25 protein-coding genes are annotated in these 22,325 nt (G+C 34.0%); 20 read left to right on the top strand and 5 right to left on the bottom strand.

The window, feature by feature from the left end:
- The first annotated feature begins 22 nt into the window (after positions 1-22).
- The 6 genes from NLJ82_RS10065 to NLJ82_RS10090 all read left to right on the top strand — a co-directional run bounded on the left by NLJ82_RS10065 (position 23) and on the right by NLJ82_RS10090 (position 4,882).
- Positions 23-475, top strand: coding sequence for a methylated-DNA--[protein]-cysteine S-methyltransferase (locus NLJ82_RS10065; protein ID WP_000283890.1), 453 nt, complete (start codon positions 23-25; stop codon positions 473-475).
- A 25-nt stretch (positions 476-500) separates the two neighbouring features.
- On the top strand, positions 501-1,478 hold the full coding sequence (locus NLJ82_RS10070) for a DUF2628 domain-containing protein (RefSeq protein WP_002081340.1): 978 nt from the start codon (positions 501-503) through the stop codon (positions 1,476-1,478).
- An 83-nt stretch (positions 1,479-1,561) separates the two neighbouring features.
- Positions 1,562-3,223 (top strand): peptide ABC transporter substrate-binding protein, encoded by a 1,662-nt coding sequence (locus tag NLJ82_RS10075; protein ID WP_000824546.1) that lies wholly within the window; start codon positions 1,562-1,564, stop codon positions 3,221-3,223.
- Positions 3,224-3,281: 58 nt separating this feature from the next.
- Positions 3,282-3,698, top strand: coding sequence for a FosBx1 family fosfomycin resistance bacillithiol transferase (gene fosB, locus NLJ82_RS10080; protein ID WP_000911693.1), 417 nt, complete (start codon positions 3,282-3,284; stop codon positions 3,696-3,698).
- A gap of 14 nt (positions 3,699-3,712) precedes the next feature.
- A complete protein-coding gene (locus tag NLJ82_RS10085) occupies positions 3,713-4,258 on the top strand; it encodes a short-chain dehydrogenase (protein WP_000543144.1) in 546 nt (181 codons plus the stop codon).
- A 12-nt stretch (positions 4,259-4,270) separates the two neighbouring features.
- Positions 4,271-4,882, top strand: a complete 612-nt coding sequence (locus NLJ82_RS10090; protein ID WP_000859183.1) for a phosphoserine phosphatase 1 — start codon at positions 4,271-4,273, stop codon at positions 4,880-4,882.
- A gap of 55 nt (positions 4,883-4,937) precedes the next feature.
- Here NLJ82_RS10090 and exsB read toward each other — a convergent pair whose 3' ends face one another.
- Complete coding sequence (gene exsB / locus NLJ82_RS10095) at positions 4,938-5,516, bottom strand: exosporium protein ExsB (protein ID WP_000817501.1); 579 nt, start codon at positions 5,514-5,516, stop codon at positions 4,938-4,940.
- 181 nt (positions 5,517-5,697) lie between these two features.
- Between exsB and cotH the strand changes: the two genes are divergently transcribed.
- The 8 genes from cotH to NLJ82_RS10135 all read left to right on the top strand — a co-directional run bounded on the left by cotH (position 5,698) and on the right by NLJ82_RS10135 (position 13,551).
- Positions 5,698-6,774, top strand: coding sequence for a spore coat protein CotH (gene cotH, locus NLJ82_RS10100; RefSeq protein WP_000937985.1), 1,077 nt, complete (start codon positions 5,698-5,700; stop codon positions 6,772-6,774).
- A gap of 105 nt (positions 6,775-6,879) precedes the next feature.
- Positions 6,880-7,497 (top strand): NUDIX hydrolase N-terminal domain-containing protein, encoded by a 618-nt coding sequence (locus NLJ82_RS10105; RefSeq protein WP_000216911.1) that lies wholly within the window; start codon positions 6,880-6,882, stop codon positions 7,495-7,497.
- Between the two features lie 104 nt (positions 7,498-7,601).
- The gene (uptA, locus tag NLJ82_RS10110; RefSeq protein ID WP_000881208.1) at positions 7,602-8,204 is read left to right on the top strand and encodes an undecaprenyl phosphate transporter UptA; all 603 of its coding nucleotides are present in this window, start codon (positions 7,602-7,604) and stop codon (positions 8,202-8,204) included.
- Between the two features lie 96 nt (positions 8,205-8,300).
- Positions 8,301-9,680 (top strand): putative polysaccharide biosynthesis protein, encoded by a 1,380-nt coding sequence (locus tag NLJ82_RS10115; RefSeq protein WP_000678836.1) that lies wholly within the window; start codon positions 8,301-8,303, stop codon positions 9,678-9,680.
- A 335-nt stretch (positions 9,681-10,015) separates the two neighbouring features.
- Complete coding sequence (locus tag NLJ82_RS10120; RefSeq protein WP_000932394.1) at positions 10,016-10,957, top strand: magnesium transporter CorA family protein; 942 nt, start codon at positions 10,016-10,018, stop codon at positions 10,955-10,957.
- 198 nt (positions 10,958-11,155) lie between these two features.
- On the top strand, positions 11,156-12,052 hold the full coding sequence (locus NLJ82_RS10125) for a permease (protein WP_000418725.1): 897 nt from the start codon (positions 11,156-11,158) through the stop codon (positions 12,050-12,052).
- Between the two features lie 3 nt (positions 12,053-12,055).
- Positions 12,056-12,925: a TIGR03943 family putative permease subunit gene (locus NLJ82_RS10130; protein WP_000488038.1), complete on the top strand. Its 870-nt coding sequence runs from the start codon at positions 12,056-12,058 to the stop codon at positions 12,923-12,925.
- A gap of 119 nt (positions 12,926-13,044) precedes the next feature.
- Positions 13,045-13,551, top strand: coding sequence for an acyl-CoA thioesterase (locus NLJ82_RS10135; protein ID WP_000141167.1), 507 nt, complete (start codon positions 13,045-13,047; stop codon positions 13,549-13,551).
- A gap of 126 nt (positions 13,552-13,677) precedes the next feature.
- Here NLJ82_RS10135 and NLJ82_RS10140 read toward each other — a convergent pair whose 3' ends face one another.
- On the bottom strand, positions 13,678-13,764 hold the full coding sequence (locus tag NLJ82_RS10140; RefSeq protein WP_000505094.1) for a YjcZ family sporulation protein: 87 nt from the start codon (positions 13,762-13,764) through the stop codon (positions 13,678-13,680).
- Between the two features lie 160 nt (positions 13,765-13,924).
- Here NLJ82_RS10140 and cls point away from each other — a divergent pair, with 160 nt between their 5' ends.
- The 4 genes from cls to NLJ82_RS10160 all read left to right on the top strand — a co-directional run bounded on the left by cls (position 13,925) and on the right by NLJ82_RS10160 (position 16,686).
- Positions 13,925-15,109, top strand: a complete 1,185-nt coding sequence (gene cls, locus NLJ82_RS10145) for a cardiolipin synthase (RefSeq protein WP_000680144.1) — start codon at positions 13,925-13,927, stop codon at positions 15,107-15,109.
- A 30-nt stretch (positions 15,110-15,139) separates the two neighbouring features.
- Positions 15,140-15,598 (top strand): spore coat protein, encoded by a 459-nt coding sequence (locus NLJ82_RS10150; protein WP_000340559.1) that lies wholly within the window; start codon positions 15,140-15,142, stop codon positions 15,596-15,598.
- A gap of 186 nt (positions 15,599-15,784) precedes the next feature.
- Positions 15,785-15,964: a hypothetical protein gene (locus NLJ82_RS10155; RefSeq protein WP_001045960.1), complete on the top strand. Its 180-nt coding sequence runs from the start codon at positions 15,785-15,787 to the stop codon at positions 15,962-15,964.
- A gap of 101 nt (positions 15,965-16,065) precedes the next feature.
- Complete coding sequence (locus NLJ82_RS10160; RefSeq protein WP_000642472.1) at positions 16,066-16,686, top strand: NAD(P)-dependent oxidoreductase; 621 nt, start codon at positions 16,066-16,068, stop codon at positions 16,684-16,686.
- A gap of 24 nt (positions 16,687-16,710) precedes the next feature.
- On the opposite strand, the gene NLJ82_RS10165 is transcribed toward NLJ82_RS10160, so the two are convergent.
- The 3 genes from NLJ82_RS10165 to NLJ82_RS10175 form a co-directional block, all read right to left on the bottom strand.
- The gene (locus NLJ82_RS10165; protein ID WP_000215659.1) at positions 16,711-17,193 is read right to left on the bottom strand and encodes a DUF456 domain-containing protein; all 483 of its coding nucleotides are present in this window, start codon (positions 17,191-17,193) and stop codon (positions 16,711-16,713) included.
- 1 nt (position 17,194) lies between these two features.
- Positions 17,195-18,502: a hemolysin family protein gene (locus NLJ82_RS10170; protein ID WP_000353728.1), complete on the bottom strand. Its 1,308-nt coding sequence runs from the start codon at positions 18,500-18,502 to the stop codon at positions 17,195-17,197.
- Positions 18,503-18,710: 208 nt separating this feature from the next.
- Positions 18,711-19,580 carry a hypothetical protein gene (locus tag NLJ82_RS10175; protein WP_000055303.1) on the bottom strand — a complete coding sequence of 290 codons (870 nt, stop codon included), beginning with the start codon at positions 19,578-19,580 and terminating at the stop codon, positions 18,711-18,713.
- A gap of 244 nt (positions 19,581-19,824) precedes the next feature.
- On the opposite strand from NLJ82_RS10175, the gene cbpA reads away from it, so the two are divergent.
- Both cbpA and brnQ4 read left to right on the top strand, forming a co-directional pair.
- Positions 19,825-20,472 carry a cyclic di-AMP binding protein CbpA gene (cbpA, locus tag NLJ82_RS10180; RefSeq protein WP_001220515.1) on the top strand — a complete coding sequence of 216 codons (648 nt, stop codon included), beginning with the start codon at positions 19,825-19,827 and terminating at the stop codon, positions 20,470-20,472.
- 461 nt (positions 20,473-20,933) lie between these two features.
- Positions 20,934-22,271 carry a branched-chain amino acid transport system II carrier protein BrnQ4 gene (gene brnQ4 / locus NLJ82_RS10185; protein WP_014297788.1) on the top strand — a complete coding sequence of 446 codons (1,338 nt, stop codon included), beginning with the start codon at positions 20,934-20,936 and terminating at the stop codon, positions 22,269-22,271.
- The last annotated feature ends 54 nt before the right edge of the window (positions 22,272-22,325 follow it).

The raw sequence follows: 22,325 nt of genomic DNA on the forward strand, positions 1-22,325 counted from the left end.
GAATTGAATTGGAGGATGACATATGTACCAAGCTTATTATGAAAGTGAATTAGGCTTGCTAGAAATTACAGCGAACGATAAAGGAATTACGTCTGTTATATTTGTTGATGAGAGACAAGAAGAACATAAAAATGAAATGATAGATCAATGTATAAATGAGCTCGATGAATATTTTAAGGGGAATAGAAAAGAGTTCGCAGTCCCGTTGTCTCCTGAGGGAACAGCATTTCAAAAAAATGTATGGGATGCGCTCTATACGATTCCTTATGGCGTAAGTGCTTCATATTTAGATATTGCAGAGAAAGTCGGAAATACGAAAGCTGTACGAGCAATAGGAGGAGCAAATAGTCGCAATCCGATTTCAATAATCGTTCCGTGTCATCGTGTAATAGGAAAGAGCGGGAAACTTGTTGGGTATGCGGGCGGTTTATGGAGGAAAGAGTGGTTATTAAAACATGAAGGTATTTTGAAATGACGTATGGATGGGAAGAGGGATTGTTTTGAAATGTATAAATTGTGGGCAACTTTGCGAGGGAAATCAGCTGAATTGTGAAAGTTGCCAGCGGACTTTGCATACTGAACAGAGTGAAGGAAGTTCGCTAATAGACAAGGAATTAGAAGTATATGTAGGGAGACAATATCCGTATTACAAAAGGAAATGGGAGCTTGAAGAAAAGCGGATTGCTAGGTGGAGCTGGAATGGTTGGGCAGCTATTTTCAATGTAGGTTGGCTCGGATATCGTAAGTATTATTTACCTGCAGCTTTATTTGTAGTGTTATTATTAGCGTGTGATGCGTTTTCTTATTATATGGGCTTCAACGTAGCATTGCCGATCATTAATATGGTGCCTCTTACGTTTCTATTACTCGTTTTTATTTTATTTGGAATGGCGATTTTTGCGAATGGATTATATTATCAATTTGCAGAAAGGCGTATATATCGAATAAAAGCAAGAGAAATTCAAGATGAATCGGTTGAAAAGTACCTTATTCGTGATAGGGGGGGGACGAGTAAAATGGGAGCAACAATCGTTACGATTTTAGCGGTTGCTAGTATTTTTTTCAGCCATTTCTTTTTCCCGACTGATCGAGATATTATTCAAAAAGTTCGTACAAGCTCGCTATATGAATATCCGTTCTTTTCCATTGGTGAATCGTTTGAAAATTATTTTAGAAATCCGGGTTGGGCATATTATCGTGGCACGGAAGGATTAGAATTGGTAGAATTCCAAGGGGATAGTCCGGATATGTCGAAGAAAAAGGTTACGATCCAATTTATTGTTGATTATAAATTGGGTGAGGTTGAGCCGTACTCACTTATGATTAATGGCGAATCTAAAAATGAGGAAGAATTTTTAAAGATAATGGACGAAATATTTAAAGTTCAAAATCCATTTGACATAGAGGATGGATTACAAGTAAAAGAAGTGGATAGTAGAGCTCTCTATCCGCTTCTTTTTTTGTATATACGAAAATAATATTTGAAATAATCTGAATCTTTTGTATAATAATATGTATTATACTGGCTTTCATTTATACATATAGATTGGGGGAAGGAACAATGAAGAGAAAGGTAACAACGATTGCTGCAGTTGCATTATCGACTAGTGTATTAGTTGCAGGTTGCGGAAATGGGGAGAAGGCATCTACAACGAAGAAAGAAGCAGGTAAGGGAGCAGCGGATAAGCAAGTATTAAACTTACTAGAAACAGCAGAAATTCCTTCAATGGATACGTCAAAATCAACAGACTCTGTATCATTCCGTGCCTTTGTAAATGCAATGGAAGGATTATATCGTTTAGATAAGGATAATAAACCAACTCCAGGTATGGCAAAAGACGTGAAAATTAGTGAAGATAAAAAGACATATACATTTGAATTACGTGATGCAAAATGGTCAAATGGTGATCCAGTTCGAGCGCAAGATTTTGTATATGCATGGCAACGTACATTAGATAAAGCAACGGCAGCTGAGTATGCATTTATTTTATTTGATGTGAAAAATGCACAGAAAGTAAATAAAGGAGAGTTACCGTTAGATCAATTAGGAGTGAAAGCGAAGGATGATAAAACGTTAGTAGTAGAATTAGAACAACCAGCACCATATTTTCTTGAGCTTACTTCATTCCCAACATTCTTCCCTTTAAATGAAAAATATGTGAAAGAACAAGGAGATAAATACGGATTAGAAGCAGATAAATTATTATATAATGGACCGTTTACGATGAGTGAATGGAAACATGAAAGAAGTTATCAGTTAAAGAAAAATCCTAATTATTGGGATAAAGATACTGTGAAGTTAGAAGAAATTAATGTGAATATTGTGAAGGAAACAAGCACAGGAGTAAATTTATATGATAGTGATCAAGCGGACCGTGTTATTTTAACTTCTGAATTTGTTGATAAATATAAAAAGAATAAGCCAGATGAATTTAAAACGAAGTTAGATCCGCGTATGTATTTCTTACGATTTAACCAAAAAAATGCAACGTTTAAAAACCAAAAGGTTCGTGAAGCAATTGATCTAGCATATGATAAAAAAGGAATTGCAAATGTTATTTTAAATGACGGATCATTGCCAGCATATTTCTTAGTACCTGAAAAATTTACGACAGGACCTGATGGCAAAGATTTCCGTACTGTAAATAAAAATTTCCGTGACAGTAAAGATAATGCAGCAAAAGCGAAAAAATTATGGGAAGAAGCAAAGAAAGAACTTGGCCAAGATACAATTACAGTCGAATTACTAAATGATGATAACGGTAGTCGTAAAAAAGTAGGAGACTTTATTAAAGAAGAGTTAGAGAAAAATTTACCTGGTATTAAAGTGAATTTAAAACAACAGCCATATAAGCAGAAGTTGGATTTAGAAAAGAAATTTGAATATGAATTTTCGTTATCTGCATGGAGTCCAGATTATCCAGATCCAATGACTTATATTGATATGTTTGTTACTGGAAGCTCATTTAATGAAATGGACTATTCTAATCCGAAGTATGATGAGTTAGTAGCGAAATCAAAAGGAGAACTATTAAAAGATGATAAAGCACGCTGGAATGCACTTGCAGAAGCGGAAAAAATCTTAATTGGTCAAGATGCTGCCATTTCTCCTACGTACCAACAAAGTACCGCATACTTAGAGAAACCATACGTAAAAGGTATTGCAAATCATACGTTTGGTGGGGACTTCAGTTATAAATGGGCATATATTACAAAAAAATAGTATAATAAAAGATGAGTGAATTTTCGCTCATCTTTTATTTGTATAGGAGGAATTAGAGTTGTTAAAAGGAATCAATCATCTTTGTTTTTCAGTATCTAATTTAGAAGATTCTATTACATTTTACGAAAAAGTATTGGAAGGAGAATTATTAGTTAGAGGAAGAAAACTTGCATATTTTAATATATGTGGAGTATGGATAGCGCTTAATGAAGAAATACATATTCCAAGAAACGAGATTCATCAATCTTATACACATATTGCGTTTTCTGTTGAACAGAAAGACTTTGAACGTCTACTGCAGCGATTAGAAGAAAATGATGTTCATATTTTACAAGGAAGAGAACGTGATGTAAGGGATTGTGAATCTATCTATTTTGTTGATCCTGACGGCCACAAATTTGAGTTTCATTCAGGGACATTGCAAGACAGGCTTAATTATTATAGGGAAGGTAAACCTCATATGACGTTTTATTAAGGGGGCAAAGAAAGTTGCATGCGCTAGTAATTGGTGGAACAGGAATGCTAAAGAGGGTTTCTATATGGCTTTGTGAGCAAGGGTTTCATGTTTCTATTATTGGAAGAGATGAAGTGAAATTAGAAAATGTTAAACGGGAGAGTACTACACCTGAAAGTATCACATGCCTTCCGTTAGATTATCATAATGATGACGGTGTAAAGTTAGCTATTAAAAACACAATTGAGAGGAATGGCCCAATAACATCGGTTGTCGCATGGATACACTCAAGTGCAAAAGATGCGTTATCACTTATTTGTAGAGAATTAGACTTGTTGTCTGAAACATACGACGTTTTTCATATTTTAGGCAGTAAAGCGTCGAGAATAGCCTCACACAAAATAGGGGGTAAGCGATGTAGCTATCATAGAATAATTTTAGGTTTTATATTAGAAGATACATACGGAAGATGGCTTACTCATGAAGAAATATCGGATGGAGTAATAAAAGGAATTGAAAGTAAATGTGATGAATGGATTGTAGGACGAGTAGAACCGTGGGAATTACGGCCAACATGGTAAGGGGGAATTGAAGTGAAGACAACGGTATATGTAACAAGGCATGGTGAAACGGAATGGAATGTAGCGAAGCGAATGCAAGGACGAAAAAATTCTGCTTTAACTGAAAATGGTATACTGCAAGCTAAGCAATTAGGAGAGCGAATGAAAGATTTATCTATTCATGCGATCTATAGTAGTCCGAGTGAAAGAACCCTTCATACTGCAGAGTTAATAAAGGGAGAACGTGATATACCGATAATCGCGGATGAGCATTTCTATGAAATTAGCATGGGTATATGGGAAGGACAGACAATTGATGATATAGAAAGGCAATACCCAGACGACATACAGTTATTTTGGTATGAACCACATCTTTTTCAGTCAACATCAGGAGAAAATTTTGAGGCTGTTCATAAAAGGGTAATTGAGGGGATGCAGCTTCTTTTGGAAAAGCATAAAGGAGAAAGTATATTAATTGTCACCCATGCGGCAGCAGCAAAATTACTTGTAGGACATTTTGCGGGTATTGAAATAGAAAATGTGTGGAATGATCCATTTATGCATAGTGCTAGTCTCAGTATAATAGAATTTGAAGATGGTAAAGGTGAAGTGAAGCAATTTGCAGATATAAGTCATTTTCAATAAAGCGGGATAAACGTAAAAAAGGCCGCAAAACGGCCTTTTTTTGTAGGCATAAAAACTAACAATTACGTTTTTTATACCAGAAGTGATCAAATTTCTTGTGTTTGCAAGATGGGAATTTATGTCCGCCTTTGCAATCATTCCATTTGTGTCCATCATCGTGACAGTCTTTACCATGATCGCATGAATCATCGCAAGAGCCGCCGTGTCTATGCGGGAAGAATTCGCACTTTTTACAGAAACTTCGTTTAGTCCAGAAAAATTTCTTTTCAAAGCGTATGCATTTTGTAATGAATGTACAATGTTTTCTGCGAGTACGTTTTGTAACTAAAACGCATTCTTTTCTACGCGTCACTTTCGTAACGAACGTCCATTTTTGAACGCGAACACGCGTACATTTTGTAACAAATGTCCATTTTTTCACATGCGTACATTTTGTAACGAACGTACAATGTTTCACGCGAGTACATCTTGTTCTTGGACATTTACCCCCAGTTGTACATTTACATCCAGTTGTACAAGTATGATGAGTGAATTTATCATCATCGCATTCAAAAGTACTTGGATCTTGGTGTAAGAAATCCTCCATCCCAGCACTTTTGATTTCTTCAACCGCTTTTCTAATATCACGTTTCATAGAAATCCTCCTTATCATGTATTAAGTTGAAAAGGTATTCTTTTTCCTTAACAGGATATGTATGTAGGTATCTTTCTGAACAGGACAAGAGTGTAATTTTATATAAATAGATGATAGCGGATGTATGGACAAGGCGAGTTGCATACATTGAATGAAGAGAACTGAGAAGGGATGAGAAAACATGCTACCTTCATATGATTTTTTTATTCATCCAATGTACTTAGTGGAATTGAAAAAAGACATTTGGTCAGACAGTCCAGTACCAGCAAAATTAACTTATGGAAAAAAGAAGTATGATATTGATATCGTATACCGTGGTGCTCATATTCGTGAATTTGAGAAAAAATCTTATCATGTTATGTTTTATAAGCCTAAAAAATTTCAAGGTGCGAAAGAGATTCATTTAAATTCTGAGTTTATGGATCCGTCTCTCATACGAAATAAATTATCTTTAGACTTTTTTCATGATATTGGTGTACTTTCACCGAAATCACAACATGTGTTTATAAAAATTAATGGTCAAATTCAAGGTGTATATTTACAGTTAGAATCAGTTGATGAAAATTTTTTGAAAAATAGAGGATTACCGAGTGGTTCTATTTATTATGCGATAGATGATGATGCGAATTTTTCTCTAATGAGTGAGAGAGATAAAGATGTTAAGACCGAGCTCTTTGCGGGTTATGAATTTAAATACTCGAATGAAAATAGTGAAGAACAGCTGAGTGAATTTGTATTTCAAGCGAACGCTTTGTCGAGGGAATCTTATGAAAAAGAAATTGGGAAGTTTTTGCATGTTGATAAATATTTACGATGGTTAGCTGGCGTTATTTTTACACAAAACTTTGATGGTTTCGTTCATAACTATGCACTATATCATAATGATGAAACAAATTTATTTGAAGTAATACCGTGGGATTATGATGCGACTTGGGGGCGAGATGTACAAGGGAGACCACTTAATCATGAATATATTCGTATTCAAGGTTATAACACGTTAAGTGCAAGATTGTTAGATATACCTGTATTTAGAAAGCAATACCGAGGTATTTTGGAAGAAATATTAGAAGAACAATTTACCGTTTCATTTATGATGCCGAAAGTAAAAAGTTTGTGTGAGTCGATTCGTCCTTATTTACTACAAGATCCATATATGAAAGAAAAATTAGAAATATTTGATCAAGAAGCTGATATGATTGAGGAATATATAAATAAAAGAAGAAAGTATATACAAGATCATTTACATGAATTGGATTAATTTTGAAAGAGATTGGAACATTATCAATCTCTTTTTTTGTATAATAAAGATGTATTGGTAGAATTGGCGTAATATATACTTAATAAAGGATGGAGATGTGGAAACATGACGGTAAAATGGATTGATTGGGTAAAACAAATACAATCTATAGCTCAAGCGGGTTTAACGTATTCTAAGGATGTGTATGATATAGAACGTTTCCAACAATTACGGGATATTTCCATTTCGATGATGTCACATTATACAAAGACAGATTGGGAAGTTGTAGAGAAGTTATTTGCCAGTGAGACAGGCTATCAAACACCTAAAGTCGATATAAGAGCAGTCATTTTTCAAAATGAAAAGTTATTATTTGTGAAAGAAAAAAGTGATGGGAAATGGGCATTGCCAGGTGGATGGGCTGATATCGGTTATACGCCGACAGAAGTAGCAGCAAAAGAGGTTTTCGAAGAGACAGGTTATGAGGTAGATCATTTTAAGTTACTAGCTATATTTGATAAAGAAAAACATCAACCATCGCCTTCAGCAACGCATGTATATAAAATTTTTATTGGCTGTAAAATTATTGGTGGTGAAAAGAAAACTAGTATTGAAACAGATGATGTGGAGTTTTTTGGTGAAAATGAATTGCCTAATTTATCGATTGCTAGAAATACAGAAGAGCAAATTAAACAAATGTTTGCCTACATAAAAGAACCTCAGAAAGAAATATTAATAGATTAATAATGCGTATGCCTGTGATATTGTCGGCATGAAGATATTGGCAGAATGCAACCTTTATGTAATAATGGGATGGTATGTGAAGAAAAAAGGAGATAGGAAATAAAATGTTAGCAAGCATAATAGATCAGTTATTGCAATTTTTTGCAAGTTTAGGTTACTTTGGAGTAGCGCTAGCTTTAATGATTGAAATTATCCCAAGTGAAATTGTACTTTCGTATGCTGGCTTTTTAGTCGCAGATGGTAAAATTAGCTTTGTCGGTGCAGTTATTGCTGGAACAATCGGTGGTACTTTAGCCCAAATCTTTTTATATTGGCTTGGATACTATGGTGGACGTCCAGTTGTAGAGAAATATGGGAAGTATCTGCTTATTAATAAACACCATTTAGACATAGCAGAAAATTGGTTTAAGCGTTACGGAGCAGGAGTAATCTTTTCGGCACGTTTTATCCCAGTCGTACGTCATGCAATTTCTATTCCAGCAGGATTAGCAAAGATGCCATTAAAACTATTCACACTGTATACAGTAGTTGCGATTATTCCGTGGTCAATACTATTTATATATTTAGGTGAAAAGCTTGGTGGAAATTGGCGACATATTAAAGAGTATGCATCTGATTACACACATTACATAATTATAGGAGCGGTTCTCTTTGTTGCTCTATACTTCGGTTTAAAGTATTTCAAAAAGAAAAAAGCAGCGCGTTAAAGTCAATGATTTTTCATTGGCTTTTTTATTTGTTTTGGTTCTAAAAAAAAGGAGTTGTCCATAATGTGTAATAATAAAGCGTAGCGGAGGAATGTGATGAAAGGGTCACCGTTTATACGTGGAACGATATTTTTAACAATGGCAACGATGATATCTAAAATGTTAGGGTTTATATATGTTATACCATTTACAGCTATGGTCGGTACGAGTGGGTACGTTTTATACACGTATGCTTATCGTCCATATACAATTATGCTTAGCATTGCGACGATGGGACTACCACTTGCAGTTTCAAAGATGGTATCAAAATATGATCAATTAAATGATTATCATACGGTTAAGAGAGTGTTGAAAAGTGGAATTGTTTTTATGTTTATAATGGGAGTTATTTCGTGTTTTACGTTATATATGCTAGCTCCGCATTTGGCTAAACTTGTAATCGATGGAAATGATCAAACGGGGAATAGTGTAGCGGCGGTCACTACTAATATTCAAATTGTAAGTTTTGCGTTAATACTCGTACCAGTAATGAGTTTATTAAGGGGCTTTTTTCAAGGGTTTCAATCGATGGGGCCTTCTGCTCTAAGTGTAGTTGTAGAGCAATTTTTTCGGGTATTAACCATCTTGATAGGAAGCTTTGTCGTTTTATATGTTTTAAAAGCTTCTATCTCACTAGCTGTTGGTATTTCAACGTTCGGTGCTTTTATGGGAGCGATAGGTGGACTAACTGTTTTAAGTGCGTATTACATAAGGAGGAGAAAGCACTTAAAGAAAAAAGAAATGGCAAGTATACCGCAAACAACGAAATCTTTTTTTTCACTATATAAGGAGCTCTTTACATATTCAATACCATTTGTTGTGGTTGGTTTAGCAATTCCGTTGTATCAGACGATTGACACATTTACAATTAATAAATTACTTATACAAATAGGATATATGCAAGGAGAAGCGGAGAAGATTAATGCGATAATTGGACTTGTTCAGATGGTTGTACTTATCCCAGTTTCCGTTGCGACTGCTTTTAGTATGTCACTCGTACCTGAGATGACAAAAGCTTATACAGCAGGAAATGTGAAGTTACTGTACAAACATTTTACGAGGACGAATCTATTAGTAGTAGGTATTACGGTACCCGCGGCAATTGGAATGATGGTGTTAGCAAAACCAGTGTATACTCTTTTATTTGGTGCCGGAAATGATCCGGATATGGGAAGCGTTATTTTACAGTATTACGCTCCTGCTTGTATACTATTTTCGCTTTTTACAGTAACGGCTGCAATGTTGCAAGGAATTAATCAACAACAGAAAACAGTGCTAGGGTTAGTGATTGGCATTATTGTGAAGATAGTTTTAAATATTGTATTGCTTCCGTATTTTGATTATGTAAGTTTTATTATTTCAACATACGCTGGTTATACGATTTCAGTTGGCTTTAACTTGTGGATGCTTTCTAAATATGTTATAAAGGCAACATAAGCTTTTTAAGGCAGAGAGCACTCTGTCTTTTTCTTTGTTTATCCCGCTTTAATGGGCAGTAAGATCCTCACCTCAAAATTCAGCGAAAGAAAAGAAGTTTGGTTGGGGGCGGGCTGCCCGTAAAAGCCCGATTGGTGAGGGCTGAAAATCAGTGGGGGGATGAAGCCCCCCACTGATTAAAGTTTCACTTTATAATATTTTTCTTATAAAAACGTTTTCAAAATAATTTTTCTATTGAAATTTAAACGTATGTTTCATATGCTGAGAATGGCGGTTCAAAAACTGTTATGTAAGAGAGGTAGATTCCTACATGTAAAAAGAATCGGGGTGATAGTATGTTAAATATTTATTTAACAGACCGAAACGGAAAACTACAAGAGGTTGAGGAAATGCAAAAGGGTTGCTGGATTAATGTACTTCATCCAACGGAAGAAGAAATTCAATATCTAGTACAAACTTTAAATGTAGACTTAGATTTCATTAAAGACCCTTTAGATGATGAAGAACGCTCTCGTATTGAAAAGGAAGACAATAATACTTTAATAATCGTGGATATTCCAACAGTTAGACATGATGAAGAAGGAAATTCGATTTATGACACGATTCCAATAGGTATGATTGTAATGCCAGATTGTTTTGTGACAATTTGTTTAGAGGAAAATCCAATTTTTGAACGTTTTATTAATCAACGTATTAAAGAATTTTATACGTTTAAAAAGACACGCTTTGCACTTCAGCTCTTATATACGATTTCTACTTATTATTTAAGATATTTAAAGCAAATTAACAGAAAAACAATCGATTTAGAGCATCAATTAAATAAGTCGATGAAAAATAAAGAGATTTTCACATTGCTAGGTCTTGAAAAAAGTTTAGTATACTTTACAACATCATTGAAGGCGAATAAAATTGTAATTCAAAAATTAATGCGTAACAGTACATTTTTAAAAATGTATGAAGACGATCAAGATTTATTAGAAGATGTATTAATTGAAAATAAACAGGCTATTGAAATGGCGGAAATATATAGTCATATTCTAAGTGGAATGATGAATACTTTTAGCTCTGTTATATCGAATAATTTGAACAGTGTTATGAAACTGTTAACGTCTATTACAATCATTTTATCATTACCAACAATGGTCTCTAGTTTCTTCGGAATGAACGTAAAGGTTCCATTTGAAGGTGAGGCTCAAGGTTTTGTAATTGTACTCATAATATGTGCAACATTATCTTGCGCTTTAGCATTTGTATTTTGGAAGAAACGTTACTTTTAACGATAAGAAAGCTGCTCTAGCATAGTTGTGTAACTGCGCTAGAGCAGCTTTTTTGCTATGAAATCCCAAATTTTGAATAGAATATAACTTATAAAATGTAATGTATATGAAAGGGATGAATTCCGTATAAGTCTTGTCCAATCAATAAAATGGGGTTAAAATTACATATTGTTAATGAAAAGTTGGAGGAAATACATCATGGAATTGTTTCAATTACCGAAAGCATTCCTGCAAATGAATACAATCTTTATCTCCATATTGATCGAAGCACTTCCTTTTGTGCTCATTGGTGTATTTATTTCAGGATTCATTCAAATGTTTGTGACAGAAGATATGGTAGCAAAATGGATGCCGAAAAACCGATTTCTGTCTGTTTTAATGGCTACTTTTTTAGGGATGATGTTTCCAGGTTGTGAATGTGGAATCGTTCCGATTGTTAGGCGATTAATTGGAAAAGGGGTTCCGCCATATGCCGGGATTGCATTTATGTTAACTGGTCCAATTATTAATCCGGTCGTATTATTTGCAACATACGTTGCCTTTGGAAGTAGTATGCACATGGTATGGTATCGTTCTATTGTAGCGATTATCGTAGCAATCATTGTTGGAATTATATTATCATTTATGTTTAAAGAACATCAATTACGAGATGATCACTTCCCAGAAGTGAATCATAAGCGTCCATTACGTAAAAAAATGTGGGATGTATGTACGCATGCTGTTGAGGAATTTTTCTCGATGGGAAAATATTTAGTATTAGGTGCATTAATTGCAGCTGCAGTTCAAACGTTCGTACAAACTTCAACACTTCTTGCTATAGGACAAGGGCCGTTCTCTTCACCAGCTGTTATGATGGGACTTGCTTACATTTTATCACTTTGTTCAGAAGCAGATGCATTTATTGCTTCGTCATTCCAAAGTACATTTTCAACAGCATCACTTGTCGCGTTCCTCGTATATGGACCGATGGTGGATATTAAAAATATGTTTATGATGCTTGCGACATTTAAAACAAAATTTGTAATTGTCGTTACAGTTACAGTTACAGTTGTTGTTTATGCAAGCTCACTACTCATTTATGCGATGGGGTGGTAGGTTATGTTTCGAGCATATATATTATTAGGTTTTACAATCTTAATCGCGCAGCTTCATATTTCAGGTAATATTACGAAGTATATTAATATGAAGTATGCCTACTTATCAAAAACAGCAGCTATTATATTAGGTTTTTTAACTGTTGTTCAAATTATAATCGTTTTCCAAAAAGAACATCAAAAAGAAAGAGAACAGCATAATTGTGGTTGTAATCATAGCCATTGCGGGCATGATCATTCGAAAGATGAAAATACTTGGTGGAAAAAAGCATTTTCGTATACATTGTTTTGTTTTCCGATAGTCTCAGGTTTGTTTTTCCCGATTGCAACGTTAGATTCAGATATTGTTAAGGCAAAAGGGTTTCATTTTCCAGTAGCACAAGCAGAAAGTAAAGATCCATTTATGACAAGGCAATTTCTAAGACCTGATACGAGCATTTATTACGGGAAAGAAGGATATCGTGGTGTAATGGAAAAAGGGAAAAAAGAGTTTGTTACGAAAGATAGTATTGCTTTAAAAGATGAAGATTTCTTAAAAGGGATGGAAACAATTTATAATTATCCTGGCGAGTTTACTGGGAAGAAATTATCTTTTAAAGGGTTTGTTTTCAAAGATGATTCTTCTAAAAAAGAACAATATTTCTTATTCCGTTTCGGTATTATACATTGTGTAGCGGATTCTGGTGTATATGGTATGTTAGTGAAAAAGCCAGAAGGGGTAGAATGGACCAATGATGATTGGATTCAAGTTGAAGGAGAAATATCAACGGAGTTTTATCAGCCATTCCATGCGAACATTCCTGTTTTAGAAGTAACGAAATGGAATAAAGTTGAACAACCGAAAGAGCAATATGTATTTAGAGGAGCCGATTGATAACATCGGTTCTTTTTTATGGACTAAGAGTTCTGAATGTTGTTAATATTAAACGTGTAGTTCATTTAGTATAGTGATTATTGAGATATTAGGGATACATCATTAAAGGGGTGATAACAATGACAGAAGTAAAGGGGAAAACAGCCAATGAATCAAGGGTGTTCAAAACGAGCCGAGTATTTCCAACAGATTTAAATGATCATAACACGTTATTTGGTGGAAAGATATTAGCCGAGATGGATATGGTTGCTTCTATTTCAGCAACGAGGCATGCAAGAAAAGAATGTGTAACAGCCTCTATGGATTGGGTTGATTTTTTACATCCAGTTCGCTCTTCAGATTGTGTTAGTTATGAATCCTTCGTAATTTGGACGGGTAGAACTTCTATGGAAGTATTTGTGAAGGTAGTAGCGGAAGATTTAATTTCAGGTGAGAAGCGTATCGCAGCAACGTCTTTTGTTACTTTTGTTGCACTGAGTAAGGAAAATAATCCAGTTCCTGTGCCGCGAGTAATCCCTGAAACAGAAGAAGAGAAAGAATTACATCGCATTGCAGTGTTACGTGCAGAACAACGTCATATACGTAAGGCAGAGAGTAAGAAAGTAGCTACATTACTAACTTTTTGAATTGAATATTTAGTTGTTAAAGGTATTATAACAGAGCGAAATGTTCTTCATATGAAAAGCGGACACCTAAAAATAGGTGTCCGCTTTTATAGTTTTTCTATCCGCATATCATGTGACAATAACTACTTAGCAGAAGCAAGCAGCACCGACGATGATTAAGAGGATAAATAATACGACTAATAGCGCGAATCCATTACCATGTGCGAAGCCCATTGTTATTTCCTCCTTTTATTTTAAGATACAACATACAATATGCAAATGAGCTATCGTTTGATATGGACATATATCATGCAATGACATATTTTCTTGAATGATATTGTATTAAAAAAGGGAAGATATAGAAATAACAGTAAGTGGAGAAAGGAAAATATCCATGAAACACTTTTTCGTTGTAATCCTTTGTGTAATAGGTGTATTCATTTGGATGAACATCGATGTGGAAATGGGGAAAAAAATGGCTAGTGAATATGAAGTAGGACAAGTTAGATTAGGTGAATTTCAACTGTATACGAACGGTGAAGAGTTATATACGAATTTATTTGAGGATATACGTAATGCGGAGAAGTACATATATATCCATTTTTATATTGTAGGTAAAGATGAAATAAGCAAAGAGTTTTTGCAGTTGCTCGAGAAAAAGGCATCTAGCGGAGTAGAAGTGAAATTGTCAGTCGATCGAATAGGTGGATATAAGCTGAAGAAAAAGGTAATTCGTCAACTACAAAGCAATGGTGTCCAGTTTACGTTTAGTAAAAAACCTAAATTGAAACATTTATTCTATTCGTTGCATCAGCGAAATCATAGACGAATTGTTACGATAGACGGAAAAGTATCATATATCGGCGGCTTTAACATCGGAAAGGAATACCTTGGACAAGATCCGAAATTTGGCCAGTGGCGTGATTATCATGTGCGAGTTAAGGGGAATGGTGCCACGGATATGGAAAGAAAATTTGCTGCTGACTGGAAAGAAGATACGGGAAAAAAAATGCCTGTACATGAAAGTCTACCTGCAATTGGGAATGTAAAATATCAATATTTATTTTCAGATGGAAAAGGGTTATGGGAAAAATATGGAGCGTTTTTAAAGCAGGCTAAAAAGTCTTTAATTATTGCTACACCATATTTTGTACCAAGTAAAGAAATGATGAAAGAGTTAAAAGGTGCATTAAACCGCGGTGTCAATGTGAAAATTCTCGTACCATTTAAAAGTGATGCAGTATTGTTAAAACAAGCTGCCTATCCGTATTTGAGAGAGATGAACCATGCTGGAGCGGAGATCTATCAATATCGGAATGGTTTTTTTCACGGGAAAGTAACAATCATTGATGGAGAAATTGTTGATATAGGTACAGCGAATTTTGATAATAGAAGTTTTTATTTAAATTGTGAATCTAATTGTGTCGTATATGATAAAACAGTTGTTGCTGACGTATGGGATCGACTAAAAGAAGACTTCCATAAATCAAAAAGATTTTCGGAAGAAGATTTTGAGAAAATTAGTAAATGGGATTGGTTTTTAGCAAGAATAGCAAATGTTATAGCATCATATTTATAGCATATAGACAAAAAGTAGGGAGGCACTTTCATGGATTGTATGAAAGAATTGATGAGGTATAGTTATATGCTTATATATAAGGTTGGGGAGTATACAGGACAGGTAAGAGACGAAGAATTAAAGGAGCTATTACAGCATCATTTACCATATATGTTGCAAGCATATAATGAACAAGTGAATTTTCAAGAAGGAGAGAATGTACAGCATATAACTTGTGAACCAATTTCATTTCATTTTCATGAAATGGAAAAGGAAACTGATAGTAAATATACAGGTGATATTTATATTGCAACTTGTTATATTTCGCATTTGAAACGGTTAGCGTTAAAGTTTGCTCAAGTGGCAGTTGAAGTTGCAAATCCAGAATTTCGCTCGTTTTTAGAAAACTGCTTCCTGAAAATGAATCGTTATGCTTATAGTGTATGGCAATATGTCGTGAAGAAAGAGTATAAGATTAAACATGTATATGAAAATGAGAAATTTGCATAAGAGACTAAGGCGGAAAGATAGGCGCCTTAGTTTTTTACTTTTCGTGGAGAAAAATGAATATATGTACATATTTATTATCGGAAAATTTACAAATATTTACCGTTTATTTACTATTTTTCAATCTTTCCTTTAAAAATAGAGAGTAATATGGGATTGTACATATTCTATCAAAAGGAGGAAACGCAAATGAACAAATGGGTTAAATCATTAACTGCTATGGCACTTGCAAGTTCTTTATTAATGGTAGGTTGTAGTAAAGGTGAGGACAAGAAGAAAGAGGACGATACAACAACACAACAAGAGGATAAAAAGGATAAAGAAACAAGTGGAACTGAGAAGTCTACGGATTCTAAAGAAAAGAAATAATGTAATAATAGAGCTTCCTCTTTTATGTGAGGAAGCTTTTTTGTTGTAAATTGATTGAGATTATTGAAAAATAGAGAAAGAATGAAAGAGGGGGAAAACAAATGAAAGCATGTATATTGGGAGCAACAGGGCGAGTAGGTTCAAACATAATTAAATTAGCATTAAAAGATTCAGCAGAAGTGACTGCATTAGCGCGTGATTCAAGTAGAGTAGAAATACATCATGAAAGATTACGAGTTATAGAAGGTAATGTATTAAATGAAAATGATATAAAGAAAGCGATAAAAGGAAGCGATATAGTAATTAGTGCACTTGGAACGGATCAAAATGGGACGTTAGCGAAGAGTATGCCACAAATTATAAAGAAAATGGAAGAAGAAGGAGTTCGTAAAATCATTACAATAGGAACAGCCGGTATTTTACAAGCAAGAACAAATCTAAATTTATATCGTTTTCAATCAACGGAATCAAAGAGAAAGTCGACAACAGCAGCAGAAGATCATTTAGCTGCATATAAGATACTTAGTAGTAGTAATTTATGCTGGACGGTCGTTTGTCCGACGCATTTAATTGACGGTGATGTGACAGGTATATATCGAACTGAAAAAGATGTATTACCAGAAGGAGGAGCAAAAATAACAGTTGGTGATACAGCGCAATTTACATGGAATCTGTGTAGTGAAAACAAATATGAGAATAGCCGGGTAGGTATTTCATATTAAAAAACCATCCCGAAATTGGGATGGTTAAAAGACGATATAACATACAAATATGATAATCATAATGATTTGGAGAATGGCTTTGGCTACTGTACTGCTTAAAAAACCAACTACAGTAGCAACTCCTACTAGAAAAGCGTCTTTTGGCGCTTTTTTATGCATTAATTCGGTTATAAATACCGCTAAGAACGGTATGATAATAAGTCCGAATGGTGGGAAGAAGAAAGATCCGGCAATGATCGAAATCATTCCGACACGTTCGCCCCATTTAGAACTACCGTATTTCTTTAAGAAATATCCATTTGCAATAAAATCAGCAACGAAAATGAATAGTGTGAAAATAGCTTGAATAATCCAAAAAGAAATCGTTAGTTCTCCGCCATTTATACCAAAATGGTAAATGAAATATCCAGCCCAGACAGCTAGGATGCCCGGGATAATAGGATAAATAAAAGCTAGAAATGAAATAATGAAACAGGCAATGATACAGATTGTTAAGAAAACAGTCACTTTATAACTCCTTTTGTATATCTAATTTATGTACAGCAATTTTTTTGACTTGATGTCCATCAAGTTCTAATGCCTTAAATTGAAAACCGGCATATTCGATGGAGTAGCCAGCTTCAATATTTACGTCAACTGCTTGCGATAATAGCCAGCCTCCAATTGTATCTAAGTCGCTCTCATCAATATGTAGGCCAAACATATCATTTACTTCAGAAATAAGTACTTTTCCATCTAGAACAGTAAGTTTAGGTGTACGTTTTTCAATCATAGGTGATTCATCTGCATCAAACTCATCTTGAATTTCTCCAATGATTTCTTCAAGAATATCTTCCATTGTTAAAAGTCCAGCAGTACCACCATATTCATCCATAACGATTGCCATCTGAACGCGATTCTTTTGTAGATGTACCAGTGTTTTACGAATTGGAACAGTTTCAAATACAGTTAGTACTGGATGTATGTAAGATTCAAGTGGCTTATGAATGCCTTTCGTTTGATCGTGAAATACTTCTTTCGTATTGATCATACCGATAATATCATCTTTATCTTTTTCGATGATAGGGTAGCGTGTATACTTTTCAGTTGCGACGATATCCATATTTTCTTCTAACGTATTTTCAGTAGATAAGCAAATCATTTCTGTACGAGGGACCATAATTTCTTTCGCAACTCGGTCGTCAAATTCAAAAATATTATTTACATATTTATATTCGGTTTGATTTATTTCGCCGCTTTTGAAACTTTCACCTAAAATGAGTCGTAGTTCCTCTTCAGAATGGGCAAGTTCATTTTCTTTCGCAGGTTCTAAACCGAGTAGTTTTGTGAAAAAGATAGCAGTACTATTAAGTAACCAAATGAACGGGTACATAATTTTATCAAATAAAATAAGTGGTCGTGCAAACTTAAGCGTAATCGCCTCTGCTTTTTGAATTGCGAATGACTTTGGAACTAATTCACCTAATACAACATGGAAAAATGTAATCACACTAAAAGCAATAATAAATGATAAAGTATTTGCCATTGTTCCAGTAATATTAATCTTTTCAAAGAGCGGTCGTAGTAAATGTTCCACAGTCGGTTCACCAAGCCAACCAAGCCCTAAAGAAGTAATTGTAATCCCGAGCTGACAAGCTGATAAATAAACATCTAAATTAGAAATGACACTTCTTGCAGCTAAAGCTTGTTTATTGCCTTCGTTTGCAAGCTGGTCAATTCGACTTTTTCGTACTTTTACAACAGCAAATTCTGATGCAACGAAAAAGCCGGAAATAAGGATAAGAACAAAGATGAGAAAAATATTTAATATGTCCAAGTGTATTCTCTATTCCGTCGTTTGGAATAAAGATGTCACCTCCTGCAATTATGTTATACTTTTATAATAAATCCAAATGAAAAGAATAGTCAAAGAAAAAGGGTAAATATTGGTATGTTTCTGCAATGGTTTTTGAATTTGCTGTTATTTTGTCCGCTATACAAAAGGAATAATCCTCTACTTTCAGATTCTAGAGGGCTATTTCAAATTAAGGTTTTGGAATACTTCTCGTTAAAGCGTATGATTGTTGTTTAAAGTAGTTTGTCGTCCATAGTGTTTGAAGGAATGAGAGTATACAATACGGGATATACAAAAGTAATAAGCTAATTGTAACAATAATCGGTGCATTTCCGCCGAATTGAACGATAAATTGCAATAGTCCACTTGCGTGAAAAACGCATTCCATAAAAACGAATGAAAGAATAATGGAACCTAAAATAGATTTATGATTCGAAGTAAGCGCTAAAAACAATGTATCTACAAGGAAAGAAGCTTGTTTTATTTCATATTCATTTGTATTACTTAAGAAAGGAATCCATTTTTTTATTGCTTGCATAACGATAATCATGGAAGTACTACAAACGATGATAAAAGATGAGTAGTAAGGAATCTTTATAAATTTTGTGATGTATAGGAGTAGTAATAAGACTGCGCATTGTAATAATACAGTACATAAAGAATAAGGAATCCATCTTAATAAAGAAGCGAACTTTTTAACCGATTGAGGTGCTTTAAAAAATAAATGGCCAATCCCTAAGCTGATGAAGAATCCGATTGCAAGAGTAAAGGTAAAACGAACAATCGATAAAAAATATATTTCCCACATGTAAGGGAATAACGGTGTTGATTGATTAGCAGTATGTACCATCTGATTTGCTGAGAAAAAGATAGATTCGTGCATCCAATCAATCTTTGGAATTGTCATCGAAGAAAGTTGTGCGAAGTTATGGAAAATGCTTATAAAGCCGGTGATGTATGAGTATTTATGTGTAATGAATAAAGTTGGAATAGGACTAATGATAAATATAATGAGAACACCAACGATAAATTTATATATATGTGAGCGCAATAAAGACATGTAATCACCTACTCTTTGAATATTCAGAAAATTCTTATTCTTATTTTAGCTTTTTTCGGAGTAAGTTACAATATATTTTTCTTAAAGAAGTTTAGTATTGTAGTGGATAGAATTGAATGAAACGTGAATAAATTATGACAAGAAAATGAATAATTTTCAGAAAAATAAAATAAATTATTTATTTTTTTCTGAAAATATAATATAGTTATGGCACAGAAAGTATTTTAACATAAGGAGGCTGTTTATGAGGATTAAAGGGAATTATGTGCCGAAAAGGGAAGTTTTATTTTGCTCAAGTTCAATTACAGTAGGGGAAGCGCTAGAGCATTTAAATAAAACTGGTTATCGTTGTGTACCAGTTTTAGATGAAAAAAAAGAGAAATATTTAGGGAATATATATAAAGTAGATATTTTAGAATATAAAGGTTCAATGGAAGAGAGTGTATTACAACTATTAAACGATAAAGAAGGATATGTCAGAGAAGATTCTTCGTTCTTTAAAGTATTTTTTACAATAAAAAAATTACCTTATTTATCAGTAGTTGATGAAAAAGGAGTCTTTCTTGGGATTTTAACGCATAAAAAAGTTTTTGAGCTATTAGAAGATGCTTGGGGCGTTCATTCTAGTAAATATTCTGTCATGATTGGGACACAAGATTATAATGGGGCTATTCAAAAATTATCGACAGTATTAAAAAAATATACAGGTATCCAAAGTTTAATGACTTTTGATAATGATGCCTTATTAGTTCGTAGAATTATGTTTACATTAGGAGAAGAGTTTAACGATGGTGAATTAGAGACGTTATTGAAAGATTTAGAAGATCACGGATTTAGAGTGGTGTATGTGGAAGAGATGAAAAATCCACGTGAAGTTGAAGCGATAGAATAATATGCAAAAGCCGTCTAATTATGTTGGATGGCTTTTGTTATGTTATGTTATGTTATGTTATGTTATGTTACGTGTATAAAATTATTTGAAAATAACGATAGGATAATAAGTGAGTTTGAAACAATATTTGTGCAAAAGAATAAAAAATGTAGATAATTTTGATTTTCAAAAAAGTCAATTTGAAAATATGTTTTTATTTTTCAACTAAATATGTTACTATATGTGTGATAAAAACAAAGAGGTCTGACAACTATACTCCGCGCAATACCACTCTAATGATTTAAAAATTCAAAAAAATCAAAAATTAATAATTAGAGTAAAAATAAGGGGACTGGAGAAATTATGGAGAAAGACACTGCTTTGTAAGGGGCATATTTTATCAGCTTGAACAGAGAGGAGGATGCATAGCATATTGTGAAAATAGAGATAAACAATGAAAAAGTGCTATGCAAATGAAAAGCATGAAGGGACGTTTAAGGCCAGGTGATACGGTAGCAATTGGTTTAATGTTATTTGCACTATTTTTAGGAGCAGGAAATTTAATTTTTCCACCAGTTTTAGGGCAACAAGCTGGAGAGAATGTTTGGGTTGCTACAATTGGATTCCTTGTAACGGGAGTCGGATTACCCCTATTAGCTGTAACAGCTGTCGCGTTTGTAGAGGGGGACTTGAAAGCGCTATCTTCTAGAGTTCACCCTATATTTGCGTTTGTTTTCCCATTAATTAGTTATTTAGCGATTGGACCTTTTTTCGCGATTCCGCGTACGGGAGCCGTTTCATTTGAAATGGGTATGAAGCCATTTTTATCAGAGGCATTAGTTTCCGAATGGTACATGCTATTTCTTTTCACTATAATTTTCTTCGGAATAACTTGGTATTTATCTTTAAATCCATCAAAATTAGTGGATTGGTTCGGGAAATTTCTTACACCATTGTTAGTATTAATTGTTGCTGTAATTGTCGGAAAGGCAATTGTTGATCCGATTGGAGAACCAGCTGCACCGCTAGAGGCATACAAGGAAAATGCTTTCTTTGGTGGATTTATTCAAGGATATTTAACGATGGATGCAATTAGTGCGCTTGTATTTGGAATTGTAGTTGTACAAGTTATCCGCTCTAAAGGAATAAAAGAGAGTAATCAAATTGCAAAAATAACAGTAGTATCAGGTATTATCGCTGTACTTGGTTTAACGTTAATCTATTTATCACTTGCTTATCTTGGTTCAACAAGTACATCACTTGGGGTATCAGAGAATGGTGGACTTATTTTAACGAATGTTGTAAATGAGTTATATGGAACAAGTGGTAAAATTTTATTAGGACTTGTTATTGTACTCGCTTGTTTAACAACTTCTGTTGGATTAACATCAGCCTGTGCTGGCTTCTTTACAAACTTATTCCCAAAACTTTCGCATAAAACGATTGTAACAATGGTATGTGTATTTAGTTTAATTGTATCTAACCTAGGTTTAACACAATTAATCGCAGTTACTTTACCAGTGTTAATGATTATTTATCCAGTTGCAATTGTATTAATTGTACTTTCTTACTTCCATAAATGGATTGGGAAGCGTAATACCATTTATATTGGAGCTATTTTAGGTGCGTTGTTAATTAGTTTCTTTAACGGTTTAGAAAGTGCGAATATTAAAATTGACGCGATTTCTAATGTACTACAAATGTTACCATTATATAAAGAAGGAATAGGATGGTTAATCCCATCATGTATTGGCGGGATCCTCGGTTTCTTCTTCTATAAATCAAATGAATCAAGTGAATTACAAAAGAAAGGTGCTTAGGCGCCTTTCTTTTTTTAAAGGGGATTTTTTTGTTTTGTCTAAGTAATAAATGAA

Source organism: Bacillus paranthracis (assembly GCF_024296885.1).
GTDB lineage: Bacteria > Bacillota > Bacilli > Bacillales > Bacillaceae_G > Bacillus_A > Bacillus_A paranthracis.